The organism is Mycobacterium sp. RTGN5, from assembly GCF_033804465.1.
In the GTDB taxonomy this organism is placed as follows: domain Bacteria; phylum Actinomycetota; class Actinomycetes; order Mycobacteriales; family Mycobacteriaceae; genus Mycobacterium.
In genome coordinates this window covers 119,319-134,926 of record NZ_JAPZLA010000005.1, presented here as the reverse complement: position 1 = coordinate 134,926, position 15,608 = coordinate 119,319, and the positions used below count along the sequence as shown (strand labels likewise).

The following is a 15,608-nucleotide window of genomic DNA, read 5'->3' as shown; positions in this document are numbered from 1 at the left end:
CGCCATCTCACGCCTCCCAAACAGCGTCGAGGCCGGCGATCAACAGATCGAGTCCCTGCTCGAACCGGGTGTCCGGCGCCACTGTGAGTTGATGCGGCAGGCCGTCGAGAGCCTGCTCGAACGACACCGACCCCAGGACGAAGATCATCATCAGGACCCGGGCCGATTCGCGCCGCGATGGCGGCACGCCCGCATCGATGATCAGTTGCTGCATCAGCGTATCCGTTTGTTGGGCAGCCCCTTTGGCGGGATGCGTCTGCAGAACATAGGCGATGCCGTCGATACGAAGCATTGCCTTCCGCGCGCTGTGGGCGAACACCCGGATTCGCTGCTGCCATGAACCCGACTCCGGTAGCTCGACCGACGCCAGCGTGGCCTCGGCGATCAGGTTGAGGAGTTCCGCCTTGCCCTCGACGTACCGGTACATCGCCGTCGTCGACAGGCCGAGTTCGTTGGCGAGTGCCCGTACGGTCACACTCCGTATACCGCTTCGCTCGGCCAGGCGAACCGCCGCCGCCACGACGACGCTGCGGTCCAGCTCGCCGTACCGGAGTGCCTTGGACTTGGTATTCGATTGAGAGTCAGCGACATTCATGTTCCGGCACCGCCTATCTGGCGCCGCGGACGAGGGTTCCCGGCCGGGCGTCGGTGAGTTCGCCGTCGGCGACGATGGTCTGGCCGAGCACCATGGTTTCGATATAGCCGTCGGAACGCTGAATGAGTCGTCCGGCGCCGGCGGGCAGATCCTCCACCCGCTCCGGGTAGTGCAGTGCCAGGTTGTCGAGGTCGATCAGGTTGATGTCCGCTCGCTTACCGGGTGACAGGTTGCCGCGATCACCGAGTCCGTAAAACCGCGCCGGGTCACCGGTGAGGCGATGCACTGCGGTCTCCAGCGGAATGCGCGGGCCGCGGGTTCGGTCACGGACCCAATACGACATCAGGTAGGTGGTCATGCTGGCATCGCACACGATGCCGCAGTGCGCTCCCCCGTCACCAAGTCCCTGCAGGCTCAACGGATCCGACATCATGTCATGCAGATGGTGGTAGTCGTTGCCCGCATAGTTCAGCAGTGGGAACAGCAGGAACTCTCGACCCTCGGCGCCGAGCAGCGTGTCGTAGGTGACCTCCCACGGATCGCGCCGTTCCCGCTCCGCGATGGCTGCGATGCTGTCCTCCGCCGATGGCTCATAGTCGAGTCGATTCCCCAGCGGATAAACACGTTTGAAGGTGTGCCGATTGAGCTGATCCGCTGAGGGAACGGCACCCGCGTCGGGAGTCTCCGCCAGAATCCGGGCCTTCATCTCCGGATCACGAAGAGCTCGGACACGTTGGACCAGTGGCAGATCCATCAGTGGGCGGTAGCTGGGCCGGTGCCGGAACGGATTCATCCGCGACTGGTGGCCCATCAGCATTCCGAAGGCGCGGCTGGCCACCTGCGGTCGCACATTCGCGCCGGCCGCATTCGCGGCGCGCACGGCGCCGAACCAGCGCTGCCAGTCGTGGGGATCCTGTTCGTTGACCATCGCCAAGAAAGTCAGCGGAATCCGGAATCGTTCGCCCAGCCGGCTGATCCAGTCAATTTCGGCGTCGATGGAATGCCGGTGGTCACCGCCCATCTCGCCGCCCACACCAGCTGGCACCACTTGCAGAACACCGGTTCCCGCGTCGGCCATCGCGCCCATCAGAGCGATCAGCTCGTCTTCCTCGGAATACGTTCCCGGCACCGGCTGTCCGCTGGCGCTGCGATGTCCGGCGGTGCGGCCGAAGGACATGCCGAGCGCGCCGGCACGTAGACCGTCGGTGACGGCGCGTGTCATGGCGCTCAGGTCGTCGCCGGTGGGGGCATCGAGGGCGCGATCGCCCATGACGTACGCGCGCAACGCGGCGTGTGGGATCTGGGTGCCGACGTCCACGGCACGCGGCATTCGCTCAAGTGCGTCGAGGTACTCGGCGAAGGTCTCCCACTCCCAGGTGATCCCCTCCGCCAGCGCACTTCCGGGGATATCCTCCACGCCCTCCATCAACTCGATGAGCCAGTCGTGCCGATCTGCTCGCACCGGTGCGAATCCGATGCCGCAGTTGCCCATGATGGCGGTGGTCACCCCGTGCCAGCAGGACGGCGTCAGATGCGGATCCCAGGTGGCCTGACCGTCGAAATGGGTATGCACGTCGACGAATCCCGGTGTGACCGTGAGGCCGTCGGCATCGATCGTGCGCCGGGCCATGCCATCAACCCGACCCACCTCGACGATCATTCCGTCCAGCACGGCGACGTCGGCGGTGCGTGGCGGTGATCCCGAACCGTCGACGACCGTGCCACCGCGAATGATCAAGTCGTAGCTCATAACACCCTTTTCGTTCGTCCCGCATAACCGAGCACCTGCTCGTAGGTGGCGAGGTTGTCCGCTGAGATCTTGGCGTGCACACGGCGCTCGAGAAGGGCGCGCAAGACCGGGTTGTAGGCATGGTAGGTCTCGTGAAACACGAGAAGCGTTGTCCCGTCGGGCTGTTCGTGGAGCTCGTGGTAACCCTCCGCGCGGGACCACAACGGCTTGCTGATGGACACGTAACGGGACAGTTCGTTGATCTTCGCTTCGGTGACGGTCTCCCACGACCTCGCCTTGCCGCCCGATAACAGGTACCGGGGCACGTCGAAGACACAGGTCCGCACCAGCCCCTGCCCCGCTTCGTCGCCCTCATTCAGGATTTCGATGGTGCCCCCGGGATAATGAATTGTTCGGGGCAGAGTCGCCTCAGGGGGCGGCGGTGGATGCAACACTCGCCATACCCTTCGCGCCGGAGCCTCGACGACGAATTTCACGGTGAAGGCCTGCACTAGTGCTGACCCCAGGAGTTCCACGATGTGAAGGTCTCCGCCGGCGGCCGCGCGGCGGGCTTGAAGTCGGTCCCGATCGTGTACGCCACCGGGAACAGCGCGGCCTGCGTCACGGTGTCCGGGATCCCGAGCAATTCGGCCACTTCGCGTTCCCTGGCCAGATGGAGGGTGGTCCACACCGAGCCCAGGCCCCTGGCGCGCAGCGCGAGCATGAAGCTCCATCCGGCGGGAATGATCGACGCCCACGCCGACGCGGCGACGATCAACCCGGCGTCGTCGAAGCGTCGCTCGATACACGGAATCACCAGGACGGGAACCTTGGCCAGCGTCTGGGTGAGTGCGTAGGCGCTCTCGTACACCCGCTTCATCTGCGGCTCCGCGGCAGCATCCGCTGCACTCTTGAGGTAGTCCTCGCCGGCCCGGCGATAGATGTCCGCGATCGCCGCGCGCTTATCCGCGTCGGTGACCACCAACCAGCGCCAGTTCTGCTCATTGCTGGCAGTGGGAGCCTGCATTGCCAGACGCAGGCACTCCATGATGACCTCGCGCTCGACCGGGCGGGTGAGGTCCAAGCGCCGCCGGACAGCCCTCGTCGTCGAAAGCACTTCGTCGATCGACTCGATGTCCACGCTGTCCTGTCCTGCCGGCGTGCCGGGTGTCGGCCCCTGACTGAACCTCAATATTTACACTGTTAATTTTCATCCGACAAGAGAGGTCTGTGGTCGCCTCTCACCACCAGCCGTCGTCGGGATCGGCGACGTCCCAGTCGGCCAGCACGGGCGGGGCGACCGGCGGCAGCGGGCCGATCAGTTCAGCCGTGTTCTCCAGTGAGCAGTCGGGTTGTGTCATAACGATTTTGACGCATCGAACCGTCAGCGGGTTCCCGTCGGATGTGATTATCGGATCAGCAGGGGTCGCAGACGCGACGGCGTGATCGGCGTGCCCGCTGTGACATCGTCAGCGAGCGCGTTCGCTGCGGCGATCAGCCCGGCGATGTCGATGTCGTACATCGGCCGCCCGGCAATCGGGGTCAGGTGGTCCGATGCGCGCCGCAGCAACGCGGCCGCACCCTTGTGGTTGCCGCGCTGCACGTGAGTGATGCCGACGGCGAGCTGGGCCAGCCCCTGCCAAAGCATCACCTCGTCATCCGGGCCGTTCTTCCATGCCGATTCGAACACTTCGTGGGCATTGAAGGCGAGACCCCGGTTCAGCAGATCCTGCCCGTAGGCAAGTGTTTCGGCGGGAGAGAGCTGGAGGTCGTCCGGGATACGGTCGACCCCAACGACGCCTTCCGGCAGCGGTCGCCCCAGCGCGTCACGGGCCCTCGCGTTGCGGGGCCGGCCTGATTCATCACGGTCGCGATTGGTGGTATCGACCTAGTCATCCTAGGTCTTCCGGATGGGCCTAGCCGCTGTTGCGCAGGGCCGACGCCAATCCGCTCATCGTCAGCAGGATGCCGCGTTGCACCAGCTCGTCTTCGTCGCCGGACCGAAAGCGGCGCAGCAGCTCGACCTGAAGGTGGTTGAGCGGCTCCAGGTACGGGAACCGGTTGAACACCGAGCGGGCCAGCGCCGGGTTGTCGGCGAGCAGATCGTCCTGTCCGGTGATGAGCTTGTGCATGCGGATGGTGCGCTCGTGTTCGGCGGCGATCTTGTCGAACACCCGGTGCCGCAGCTCCTCGTCCTCGACCAGCTCGGAATACCGTGCCGCCAGACCCAAATCCGACTTGGCCAGCACCTGCGCCATATTCGACAGCACGGTGGCGAAGAACGGCCATTTCGCGTAGAGATCCTGCAGCACCTCGAGGCGGGCCTCCGGTGTTTCAGGACCCTCAGCGATCCACTCCTCGAATGCGGTACCCGTGCCGTACCAGCCGGGCAGCATGACGCGCGACTGGCTCCAGGCCAGCACCCATGGGATGGCGCGCAGGTCGGCGATCGACGTGGTGGGTTTGCGCGACGTCGGACGGCTACCGATGTTGAGTGAGCCGATCTCACTGACCGGCGTGGACTCCTTGAAGTACTCCACGAAACCCGGTGTCTCGTGGACTAATTCGGCATACGCGCGCTGGGCGCGAGCGGCGAGGTCGTCGAGCACGTCGTAGGCGCTTTGGGCCAGGTCGCCTAAGCCCTCGGTGTCCAGCAGCGTCGACTCGAGCGTGGCCGCAAGCAGCGTCTCCAGGTTGCGGTGGGCGATGCGCGGCTCGGCGTACTTGGCCGCGATGATCTCGCCCTGCTCGGTCAGGCGCAGGGACCCCTTCACCGCCCCCGGCGGCTGGGCCAGAATCGCGTCGTAGCTCGGACCGCCACCGCGGCCGACCGTTCCACCGCGGCCGTGGAACAACCGCAGCCGGATACCGGTTTTGCGGGCCGACTCCACCAGATCCAGTTCGGCCCGGTACAGCGCCCAGTTGGCGGCCAGATATCCGCCGTCCTTATTGGAGTCGGAGTAGCCGAGCATGACTTCCTGGCTCTCGCCGCGGGCGTGCACCATCGCGCGGTAGAGCGGAAGGTCCAGCACCGATTCCAGGATGGCCGAACCGCGTTGCAGGTCGTCGATCGTCTCGAACAGCGGCACAATGCCCACTGGGGCGTAGACCTGCTCGCCGGAAACATCCAGCAGCCCAGCCTCTTTGAGAAGAATCCCGGCTTCCAGCATATCGGAGACCGACTGGCACATGGAGATGATGTAGTTGGGCACCGCCGCCGGGCCGAACACCCGGACCGCCCGGGCGGCCGCGAAGACGATGTCGAGTTCCTTGCGAGCCAACTCCGAGAGCTCGGAGTCGTCACGGACCAGCGGGCGTCGGGTGGCCAGCTCCCTTGCCAGCACCTCGACACGCTCCGGCTCGGACAGCGATGCGTAGTCGGGGTGCACCCCGGCCCAGGACAGCAGTTCGGCGATGACCTCCTCGTGCACGTCGGAGTTCTGCCGCATGTCCAGGCCGCTGAGGTGAAAACCGAAGACTTCCACCGCGTCCCGGAGTCGGGCCAGCCGATCGTCGGCCAGCAGCGCGCTGCCGTTGGCGCGCAGCGAGGCGTCGATGACGTCGAGGTCGGCCCGCAACTCGGCCGGGGTTTCGTACGGCGCCATGCCGAGATCGAGAGTGTGCGCCGGCGTGCGGTCCAGAATGTCCTTGCCGGTGGCGGTCAGCCGGGCGTGGACCACGCGCAGCGCCCGCCGGTAGGGCTCGTCCAGCCGGGCCGGTTCGTTGCAGGAGTCAGCCAACGCGATCAGCTCGTCGGTGGTCTTCACCAGCCGCGCCGACAGCGACAGCTCCTGCTCGAGATGCGTCAGTTCGGCGAAATAGTGCCCCAACGCGGTGTACGCGGCGCCGCCGGTGGCCAGCCGCACCACCTCGGCGGTGACGTTCGGGTTGCCGTCGCGGTCACCGCCGATCCACGAGCCGGGGCGCAGGATTGGCGCGGCCAGCAACTCGGTGTCGGGCCAGCGGGCCCGCAGCGCGTCGCGCACTTCGGCGTTCACCTTCGGGATCACCTCGAAGAACGCGGCCGGGTAATACCGCAACCCCACTTCGATCTCATCCTGAATCTTCAAGCGGGACAACCGGATCAGCGCCGTCTGCCACAGCGTCAGGATCTGCCGGCGCAGTTCGGTTTCGACCGGCTGGCCGTCCTCGGTTTCGTCGTGGCCGCGCAGCCGCACCCGCATCAGCTGGGTGATGCGGTGCTGGGTGTCGAACACAGTGCGGCGCCGGGTCTCGGTCGGATGCGCGGTGATCACCGGCGACACCAATGCGCCGCGCAGTGCGTCGGCGACGGTGGCCGACTCCAGCTGCGCGGCATCCAGCTTTTCGTACGTGGCGGCAAGGGTGCTGTTCTGCGGCGGTTCGCCGGCGGCGACGTGGATGGCCCGGCGGCGTTCGCGGTGGATGTCCTCGGCAACGTTGGCCAGCAGCGCGAAGTGGGTGAAGGCGCGGATCACCGGAATGGCCTGATGGATGTCGATGCCGTCGAAAAGCCTGGCCAGTTCGGACCGGTCGATTTCGGATCGGCGCACCCGGAACGATTCGACGCGGGCCTGCTCGACGAGGTCGAACACCTCCTCGCCGTTCTGCTCGCGCACGGTGTCGCCGAGGATCGTGCCGAGCAGCCGGATGTCCTCGCGCATCGGCTCGGTGGCCTCCCGGCCGACCTTGGTGCGGGTGACCGCGCCGATCGGCTCCAGGGACACGTCGGGGACATCAGCCATCCCTCAAGTATCGGGGTGCGGGATGGGGGCTGCAGAGCGAGGCCTCGTGGGGTTGTCCACAGACCCGGATTCATCCACAGATTGGATTCTTGGCCGTTGTATTCGAATGTGTGTTCGATAACGTGGAGTCATGACCTGCGAACCCCTCACCGCCCAGGCGGTACATGACCGGGTCCGCGCCGAACTCAAGGCTGTCGACGCCGCGTACGACCGCTTACGGTCGGTCTGTACCGATTTGGCCGGCAATGCCTTCCGGATCGAGGTGGCCGAACGCCTGGAGGGTCAGCACCGGGTGAACCGGGGCCTGTCGTATCGGATGTTCGGTGAGATCGCCGAACCGGTTGACGGCGGGACCATGCCCGCCGGGGTCAAGGTCCGCGACGTGCTGACCGCCCGGTTGCACCTGACCGCCGGGGAGGTGAAACGGCGGTTCCGCGTGGCATCACGCATCCGCAACCGCCGGTCGCTGACCGGGCCGCCACTGCCGCCCGAGCTCCCGGCGCTGGCGGCCGCCGTCGAGGCGGGCGAGGTCGGCGAGGACCATATCGAGGCGGTGTGTCGTGCGCTCGACCGGCTGCCGTCCGCGGTGGCGCCGGCCGATCGCGACGCCGCCGAGCGGGTATTGGTACGCCATGCGCGGGAACAGGATTCAGCGTTCGTCGCCGCGATCGGCACCGAGATCGCCGACGTACTCAATCCGGATGGCACCTTCACCGACGAGGATCGTGCGCGGCGCCGCGGAGTGGTTCTGGGCCGACAGGGGCCGGACGGGATGAGCAGGATTTCGGGCTGGCTGGATCCCGAGTGCCGCGCGTATCTGGAGGCGGTGACGGCCGCGCAACGGCCTGGGCGACATGTTCCCGACGGCGTCGACGGGCGAGACACCCGCACGCCCGAACAGCGCTGCCACGACGGACTGAAACAAGGGTTGAAGGCCGGGGTGGAATCCGGGGCCCTTGGTCAGCACCGCGGCCTGCCGGTCACGGTGATCGTGACGACGACGCTGGGCGAGCTGGAGCAGGCGGCGGGCTGGGCCCGCACCGGCGGAACCGGCCGGCTCCCGATGAGCGACGTCATCCGGATGGCCGCCGAATCGGTCCAGTACTTGGCGGTGTTCGAGGATCACTCCGCGCGACCGCTGTACCTGGGCCGGGCCAAACGCCTTGCGACAGCTGATCATCGGATCATCTGCTACGCGAGGGATCGCGGCTGCACCAAACCGAACTGCTTCGAACCGGGCTACCACTCCGAGGTGCACCATGCACGGCCGTGGAGCCAAGGTGGTCCGACCGACGCGGACAACCTGTACTTCGGCTGTGCCTGTGACCACATGATGGCCACCGAAGGCAAGTACACGACCACCGTCACCGAGGATGGCCGGATCGCCTGGGGCGACGGCACCGGTCCCCCACGCGTGAACGACGCACACCATCCGGAACGGCTGCTCGAGGAAGACGACGAGCCGCCGGACCCGAATCACGAGTCCCCGCCATAGCGTCCTCACTAACGGTCGACCCGCTGCGGCTCGACCAAATCCGAGTACTGGGCACGGTTTACGAGGGCCGCTGGTTCCCGTCCGGCTGATCGAGCATCGCGACGAGCAGCGTCGTCAGGCGCTTCTGTTCGGCGGTGGACAGCCGGCTGGTCATCGGCGCCAGCAGATCCGCCACCTCACCGCCGACCTGCTCGGCCAGCCGGTGCCCGGCGGCGGTGAGGCTGACGTGGACGGCGCGGCCGTCGTCGGCGCTGACAGTGCGGCGCACCAAGCCCCGGCGCACCGCGCGGTCCATCAACCCGCTCACCGACGACCGCTCCAAGCCCAGGAACTCAGCCAGCTGGGCCATCGTGGGCTCGCGGTCGCGCAGGATCGCCAGCGCCCTCAGCTGCGTCAGCGACACGTCGTGCTCGGCGGCGGTACGGGTCAGCAGCGCGATCACCGTGAACGACGTCTGCGCCAGACCGTCGACCAGCTCACCTGACACCCGGTCCGCATCCGACATGGCCATAGCGTAACCGATTAGTTCGTATTACCATCTAATTAGTTCGCAATACCACTTAAATGAGGAGCTGCCATGCACGCCGCTGTCGTCACCGATTTCGCTCACCCGCCCGCTTATCGCGAGTTTCCCGAGCCGCACCCGGCCACCCCGGACAACGTCGTCGTCGACGTCATCGCCGCCGGGTTGCACCCGCTGGTGCGCTCCCGCGCGGCCGGAACGCACTACACCAGCACCGGCGAACTGCCCTTGGTACCCGGCATCGACGGCGTCGGCCGCGCCCCCGACGGCACGGTGCGCTACTTCGTCGTGGCCACTGCCGTGGGCGCGATGGCCGAGCGGACGGTGGTCGATCTGCGCCGCAGCATCGTCCTGCCCGACGACGCCGACCCGGTTGCGATCGCCGCCGCGATGAACCCCGCCATGTCGTCGTGGGTGGCGTTGCGCCGCCGCGCCAGCCTGCAGCCCGGGCAGACCGTCGTGGTCCTGGGTGCGACCGGCAGCGCCGGGCGATTGGCCGTCCAGACCGCCAAGCACCTGGGCGCGGGCACGGTGCTCGGCATCGGCCGAGATCGCCGGCAGTTGGACGCGCTGCCGGACCTGGGCGCCGACGATGTCATCGCGCTCGAGGAGACGGCCGCGAACCTCGACCGGGTGATGGGCGCCGACATCGTGATCGACTACCTCTGGGGTGCGCCCGCCGCCGAGCTGATGGCCGGCTTCGCCCGCGGCCGCCACGACTGCGCGCAACCGCTGACCTGGATTCAGATCGGTTCGATGGCCGGCGCAGAAGCCGATATCCCGTCGGCGGCGCTGCGGTCCATGCCGCTGCAGATCGTCGGCAGCGGCATCGGCTCGGTATCGGTGGCCGACATCGTGGCCGAGTTGCCGGAACTGGCGGTCGAGATCTCGCGGGGAACCCTGCGGACGCAGGCGCGCGCCGTCCCGCTCAGCGAAGTCGAACAGGTGTGGCAGCAGCCGGAGAACGGTCAGCGGGTCGTTTTCACGCCCTGACGGGTCAGCTGTACTTGATCTGCAGTGCCATGCCGACGATGGACACCACCCAGATACCGGTGACGAACAGCGTGAGGCGGTCGAGGTTCTTCTCCACCACGGTCGAGCCGGACAGGCTGGACTGCACACCGCCGCCGAACAGCGTCGACAAGCCGCCACCCTTGGCGCGGTGCAGCAGCACCAGCAACACCACCAGCACGCTGGTGACACACAGGATGATCTGCAGGGTCAAAACCATGGCGCCCAGAATACCTGCTCTGGGAGCCGGTTACGGCAGGGGCCCACCTGCGGCGATCGCCGACAGGATGGCGAACTGCTCGCCGTCCAGCGACGCTCCGCCGACCAGCGCGCCGTCGACATCCTTCTGTCCGACGAGCTCGCCCACATTCTTGGCGTTCACCGAGCCGCCGTAGAGCACCCGGACACCGTCGGCGATCTGCGGTGTCGCGATATTCGCCACCTCGGCGCGGATCGCCCCACACACTTCCTGCGCGTCGGCGGCACTGGCCACCCGCCCGGTGCCGATGGCCCACACCGGCTCGTAGGCGATCACGACGTCGGTCAGCTGCTCGTTGGTCAGCCCGGCCAGCGAGCCACGCAACGAATCCACACAGAACTCGACGTGGCTGCCGGCTTCGCGCACCTCGAGCTGCTCGCCGATGCACACGATCGGCGTCAGTCCGTGCCGGAACGCCGCGGCCGCCTTCTCGGCGACCACCGCGTCGTCCTCGTGGTGATAGGTACGGCGCTCGGAGTGCCCGACCACCGCGAACGTGCAGCCCAGCTTGGCAAGGAACGCACCGCTGATATCGCCGGTGTAGGCGCCCGAATCGTGCGGCGACAGGTCCTGCGCGCCGTAGGTCAGCCGCAGCTTGTCGCCGTCGACCAGGGTCTGCACACTGCGCAGGTCGGTGAACGGCGGGATGACCGTGACGTCGACCTTGTCGAAGTACTTGTCGGGCAACGAGAACGCGATCTTCTGGACGAGCGCGATGGCCTCGAAGTGGTTGAGGTTCATCTTCCAGTTGCCCGCGATCAGCGGTTTACGAGACACAAGACTCCTAATTCAACACATCAATGCCGGGCAGAGCTTTGCCCTCAAGGTATTCCAGCGATGCACCACCGCCGGTGGAAATGTGCGAGAAACCGTCGTCCGGCAGGCCCAGCTGGCGCACCGCGGCCGCGGAATCGCCCCCGCCCACAACGCTGAACGCGCCCTTGGCAGTGGCACCGACGATGGCCTCGGCCACCCCCTTGGTGCCCGCCGCGAACGCCGGGAACTCGAACACGCCCATCGGGCCGTTCCAGAAGATCGTGCGCGCGTTGGACAGCAACTTGGTGAACCGCTTCACCGACTCCGGACCGATGTCCAGACCCATCTTGTCGGCCGGAATCTGGTCAGCCCATACGGTTTCCGGTGCGGAATCGGCCGCGAACTTCTCGGTGACGACGATGTCCACCGGCAGATGGATGACGTCGCCGTAGGTCTCCAGCAGCTGCCGGCAGGTGTCGATCATCTCCTCCTGCAGCAGCGAGGTGCCTACCGAAACCCCTTGTGCGGCAAGGAAGGTGAAGCACATGCCGCCGCCGATGACGATACTGTCCGCCTTGGTGGCGAGGTTCTCGATGACGGCCAGCTTGTCCGACACCTTGGACCCGCCCAGCACCACGGCGTAGGGCCGCTCGGTCGAGCTGGTCAGCTGCTCGAGCACGTCGACCTCGGCGGCCACCAGCGTGCCCGCGTAGTGCGGCAGCAGCGTGGCCACGTCGTACACCGAGGCCTGCTTGCGATGCACCACACCGAAGCCGTCGGAGACGAAAGCACCGTCCTCCCCGACCAATTCGACCAGCGCCTTGGCCAGCGCCAGCCGCTCGGCGTCGTCCTTGCTGGTCTCCCGCGGATCGAACCGGATGTTCTCCAGCAGCAGGACGTCGCCGTCGGTCAACCCCTCGGCGCGGGCCAGCGCGTCGGTACCGACCACATCACCGGCCAGCTGAACGTGCCTGCCCAGCGCCTCCCCCAGCGCGGCGGCGACCGGCGCCAACGAGAACGCCGGGTCCGGTCCGCCCTTGGGGCGGCCCAGGTGCGCGGTCACCACAACCTTGGCGCCGGCGTCGGCCAGCGCCTTCAGCGTGGGGACCGACGCGATGATGCGGCCCGGATCGGTGATGTTGCCGTCGTCGTCGAGCGGGACGTTGAGGTCGGAGCGGACTAATACGCCCCGACCCGCTACCCCTTCAGCGCCGTCGGCCAGCAGGTCAGCGAGTGTCTTGACGGCCATCGCTGTTAGAGCGACTTGCCGACCAGCGCGACCAGGTCGACCAGACGGTTGGAGTAGCCCCACTCGTTGTCGTACCAGGACACCACCTTGGCCTGATCGTCGATGACCTTGGTCAGACCCGAGTCGAAGATCGAGCTGTGCGGGTCGGTGACGATGTCGCTCGACACGATCGGTGCGTCGTAGTACTTGAGGATGCCCTTGAGCGGACCATCGGCGGCGGCCTTCATCGCGGCGTTGATCTCCGCGGCGGTGGCCTTCTTGCTCAGCTGTGCGGTCAGGTCGGTGACCGAGCCGGTGGGGATCGGTACCCGCAGCGCGTAGCCGTCCAGCTTGCCCTTGAGCTCGGGCAGCACCAGGCCGATGGCCTTGGCGGCACCGGTCGAGGTGGGCACGATGTTCAGCGCCGCGGCGCGCGCCCGGCGCAGGTCGCTGTGCGGCCCGTCCTGCAGGTTCTGGTCCTGGGTGTAGGCGTGGATGGTGGTCATCAGGCCCTTGATGATGCCGAACTCGTCGTTGAGGACCTTGGCCAGCGGGCCGAGGCAGTTCGTGGTGCACGACGCGTTCGAGATGATGTTCTGGCTGCCGTCGTACTTGTCGTCGTTGACGCCCAGCACGATCGTGATGTCCTCGTCGGTGGCCGGCGCGGAGATGATGACCTTCTTGGCGCCCGCGTCGAGGTGGCCCTTGGCCTTGCCGGCGTTGGTGAAGATGCCGGTCGATTCGACGACGACGTCGACACCGAGGTCACCCCACGGAAGTTCAGCCAGCGGACCCTTGTGCTCCAGCGCCTTGATCTTGGTGTTGCCGATGACGATCGTGTCCTCGCCCTCGAGGCTCACGTCTTCGGCCAGGCGGCCCAGGATTGAGTCGAACTTCAGCAGGTGCGCGAGGGTGGCGTTGTCGGTGAGATCGTTGACGGCCACGATCTCGATGTCCTTGGCCTTACCTGCGGCCTGCTGGGTTGCCAGGGCCCGGTAGAAGTTGCGTCCAATGCGGCCGAAGCCGTTAACGCCAACCCGGATGGTCACGTTCTCTCCTCTTGTAGCTTCTCAGTACCCGTGCCCAGCCTAATAGCGTGCTCACCGGCGTGCGCGACCGCCCGGAAGTCGCCCGATCTGAGGCCCGCTCTGGTCCGCGCGGGGCGAGCCGGTCCAGCGTTCCCGGATCGCGGGCAGCGTGCCGTCCTGCTCCAGCGTGGCCTGCGCGACGTTGATCCGGCCCAGGAGCGCGGTGTCGGTGGTGGGCACCGCGATCGCGATCTTCTCCGTGGTGATACCGCGCTGCACGACGGTGACGCCCGGCACCGTATCGGCCAGTCGGCTCAGCACCGGGTCCAGCTTCATGAACGCGTCGCAGCGGCCGGTGGTCAGGTCCCGCAGTGCGGTGCGGATGCTGCCGTAGTCGTAGACCCGCACCCGGGCGACCTTCTCATCGGCCAGCAGCCGGTTGGCGATCGGCTGGCTGGTGTTGCCCTCCTGGACGCCGATCGTCAGGCCGTCGAGGTCGTCGATCGATCCGACGTCGGGCAGCCGGGTGGCGTCGACGGCCAGTGCCTGACCGGAGATCAGGTACGGGTCGCAGAACGCCGCCTTGAGCGCGCGGGAGCCGGTGATGCTGGTGCCCGATGCGACGCAGTCGTAGTCGCCGGAATCCAGCGCGTCGAAGATGTTGTTGAAGTCGCGGCCCGCGTAGCGGACGAATTGCACCTCGGCGCCCAGCTGCCCGGCGATGGCGGTGAGGAGGTCAATGTCGAGGCCGGCATTGCGAACATCGTTGAAGGGTGGGTCCGGGAACGCGGCGCCGACGCGCAGCAGTTCACCACCGGACATGACGCAACGGTAGCCCGTCGCTGCGTCGTTGAGTTCGTCGTTGAGTCTGACCGCCGAGGAACGCCAGCCAGCCCAGTACCGCCCCGGCGTGCAGCAGCAAGGTGAACGTCAGCGGCTCGATCACCATCGCCGCGACCGCGGCGGGCAGGCTGGCCCGACCCGGATCGCCCACCCAGCGTCGGTAGCGGCGCAGCGCCCACATCCCGAACGCCACATCGATGGCGAGCTTGCCGACGATCACCACCAGCACGGGTGCCAACACCGCGAGATCGCGGGTCGCCAGGAAGTACACCAGCAGCCCGAACGCGGTGAGCCCGTACAGCGGTGCCACCGTGTCGATCGCCTTCACCGGCAACATGACGAGGCCCAGCCGGCCGAACCGAGGATCGCCGACCATGCTGCGATACCACCAGTGGGTCTGCAGGAAACCGCCGAACCAGCGGCGCCGCTGCCGCAGGAACGCCGGCACCGACGCCGGCGCCTCGGTGTGGGCCTGCGCGTCACCGAGTACTCGAAACCCCCAGTCCAGCCGCTGTTCTCCGGCGAACCGGCGCATCCGGGCCACCAGCTCGTAATCCTCGACCAGGCAGGCGTCGTCGAATCCGCCGACGGCCGTGACGGCTTCCCGACGGAAACCGGCGAACGCCCCGGAGATCAACTGCAGGCACTCCACTCGCATCCAGGCATACCGGCCCAGGAAGTTGCGGATGTACTCGTAGGTCTGGAACCACTGCATGGCGCGGCCCAGCGCGGTGGGCGGGCATCGCGGCGTGATGACGCCGGTGACGGCGACCAGTTGCGGTTCACGCGAAAAGGCTTGCCGCACTGCGCCGATCGCCCCGCGCTCCGCCACGGTGTCGGCGTCGACGGTGAGGATGACGTCTGCGCCGGTGCGCATCAGCGCGGCATTGAGGGCTGCCGATTTACCCCCGTGCGGTAGACGCAGCCAGCGCAGCACGGTCGAACCCACCCGCACCGGAGCGCTGAGCTGCCCCTCCGGTGGGACCGCGAAACCATAATTCCCGCAGAGCAATTCGGCGGTCGCATCGGTGGACCCGTCGTCGGCGATGATGATCTCGTCGGGCTTGTCAGCCTGCCCGAGCAGCGCCCCCACGGTGTCCGGCAACGCGCTCGCCTCGTTGCGCGCCGCGACGATGACGGCCAACGTCAGCCGGGCGGTGACAGCTTCAGCCGGCGGCGCGCTACGGCCGATCTGGCGGATCTGCCAGCCGGTGAAAATCTGCAGCGCGGCGTCGTAGCCCAGGTAGGCCAGGCCGACCGACCAGGCCAGCACGCCGCCGCGGCCGAAGGCCAGCAGGAACAACGTGACCCACAGCGCGAACACCAGCACGTGAATGAGCACGCTGACAGCCGGAGTCCCCGGCCGCACGAGCCGTGCGGACGCGCGGCTCAGCGCGGGTGTCAATGATTCTGTCAA

15 protein-coding genes are annotated in these 15,608 nt (G+C 67.2%); 2 read left to right on the top strand and 13 right to left on the bottom strand.

Going from position 1 to position 15,608, the window contains the following annotated elements; genetic code table 11:
• Positions 1-7 precede the first annotated feature (7 nt).
• The 6 genes from SLQ31_RS22840 to ppc all read right to left on the bottom strand — a co-directional run bounded on the left by SLQ31_RS22840 (position 8) and on the right by ppc (position 7,048).
• Complete coding sequence (locus SLQ31_RS22840) at positions 8-595, bottom strand: TetR/AcrR family transcriptional regulator C-terminal domain-containing protein (RefSeq protein ID WP_319436400.1); 588 nt, start codon at positions 593-595, stop codon at positions 8-10.
• A 13-nt stretch (positions 596-608) separates the two neighbouring features.
• Positions 609-2,345 (bottom strand): N-acyl-D-amino-acid deacylase family protein, encoded by a 1,737-nt coding sequence (locus SLQ31_RS22835; RefSeq protein WP_319436399.1) that lies wholly within the window; start codon positions 2,343-2,345, stop codon positions 609-611.
• Complete coding sequence (locus tag SLQ31_RS22830) at positions 2,342-2,836, bottom strand: SRPBCC family protein (RefSeq protein ID WP_319436398.1); 495 nt, start codon at positions 2,834-2,836, stop codon at positions 2,342-2,344. Before SLQ31_RS22830 ends, SLQ31_RS22835 begins: the two co-directional genes overlap by 4 nt.
• On the bottom strand, positions 2,836-3,465 hold the full coding sequence (locus SLQ31_RS22825; protein WP_319436627.1) for a nitroreductase family protein: 630 nt from the start codon (positions 3,463-3,465) through the stop codon (positions 2,836-2,838). The genes SLQ31_RS22830 and SLQ31_RS22825 overlap by 1 nt, the downstream gene beginning before the upstream one ends.
• Before the next feature lie 267 nt (positions 3,466-3,732).
• The gene (locus SLQ31_RS22820; RefSeq protein WP_319436626.1) at positions 3,733-4,146 is read right to left on the bottom strand and encodes a DUF309 domain-containing protein; all 414 of its coding nucleotides are present in this window, start codon (positions 4,144-4,146) and stop codon (positions 3,733-3,735) included.
• Positions 4,147-4,240: 94 nt separating this feature from the next.
• Positions 4,241-7,048: a phosphoenolpyruvate carboxylase gene (ppc, locus tag SLQ31_RS22815; protein ID WP_319436397.1), complete on the bottom strand. Its 2,808-nt coding sequence runs from the start codon at positions 7,046-7,048 to the stop codon at positions 4,241-4,243.
• A gap of 130 nt (positions 7,049-7,178) precedes the next feature.
• Between ppc and SLQ31_RS22810 the strand changes: the two genes are divergently transcribed.
• The gene (locus tag SLQ31_RS22810; protein WP_319436396.1) at positions 7,179-8,543 is read left to right on the top strand and encodes an HNH endonuclease signature motif containing protein; all 1,365 of its coding nucleotides are present in this window, start codon (positions 7,179-7,181) and stop codon (positions 8,541-8,543) included.
• 58 nt (positions 8,544-8,601) lie between these two features.
• Here SLQ31_RS22810 and SLQ31_RS22805 read toward each other — a convergent pair whose 3' ends face one another.
• Complete coding sequence (locus tag SLQ31_RS22805; RefSeq protein ID WP_319436395.1) at positions 8,602-9,048, bottom strand: MarR family transcriptional regulator; 447 nt, start codon at positions 9,046-9,048, stop codon at positions 8,602-8,604.
• A gap of 72 nt (positions 9,049-9,120) precedes the next feature.
• Here SLQ31_RS22805 and SLQ31_RS22800 point away from each other — a divergent pair, with 72 nt between their 5' ends.
• Positions 9,121-10,059 carry a zinc-binding alcohol dehydrogenase family protein gene (locus SLQ31_RS22800; RefSeq protein ID WP_319436394.1) on the top strand — a complete coding sequence of 313 codons (939 nt, stop codon included), beginning with the start codon at positions 9,121-9,123 and terminating at the stop codon, positions 10,057-10,059.
• Between the two features lie 4 nt (positions 10,060-10,063).
• Here the strand turns inward: SLQ31_RS22800 and secG are convergent, their stop codons facing one another.
• Genes secG through SLQ31_RS22770 form a run of 6 tightly spaced genes read right to left on the bottom strand, consistent with a single transcriptional unit; the run spans position 10,064 to position 15,608 of the window.
• A complete protein-coding gene (gene secG / locus SLQ31_RS22795) occupies positions 10,064-10,297 on the bottom strand; it encodes a preprotein translocase subunit SecG (protein WP_319436393.1) in 234 nt (77 codons plus the stop codon).
• A 30-nt stretch (positions 10,298-10,327) separates the two neighbouring features.
• Positions 10,328-11,113, bottom strand: a complete 786-nt coding sequence (gene tpiA, locus SLQ31_RS22790) for a triose-phosphate isomerase (protein ID WP_319436392.1) — start codon at positions 11,111-11,113, stop codon at positions 10,328-10,330.
• A 7-nt stretch (positions 11,114-11,120) separates the two neighbouring features.
• Positions 11,121-12,341 carry a phosphoglycerate kinase gene (locus SLQ31_RS22785; RefSeq protein WP_319436391.1) on the bottom strand — a complete coding sequence of 407 codons (1,221 nt, stop codon included), beginning with the start codon at positions 12,339-12,341 and terminating at the stop codon, positions 11,121-11,123.
• Between the two features lie 5 nt (positions 12,342-12,346).
• Positions 12,347-13,369 carry a type I glyceraldehyde-3-phosphate dehydrogenase gene (gap, locus tag SLQ31_RS22780; RefSeq protein ID WP_319436390.1) on the bottom strand — a complete coding sequence of 341 codons (1,023 nt, stop codon included), beginning with the start codon at positions 13,367-13,369 and terminating at the stop codon, positions 12,347-12,349.
• Positions 13,370-13,420: 51 nt separating this feature from the next.
• Positions 13,421-14,170, bottom strand: a complete 750-nt coding sequence (locus SLQ31_RS22775) for an ABC transporter substrate-binding protein (protein WP_319436389.1) — start codon at positions 14,168-14,170, stop codon at positions 13,421-13,423.
• Complete coding sequence (locus SLQ31_RS22770; RefSeq protein ID WP_319436388.1) at positions 14,157-15,608, bottom strand: glycosyltransferase; 1,452 nt, start codon at positions 15,606-15,608, stop codon at positions 14,157-14,159. Before SLQ31_RS22770 ends, SLQ31_RS22775 begins: the two co-directional genes overlap by 14 nt.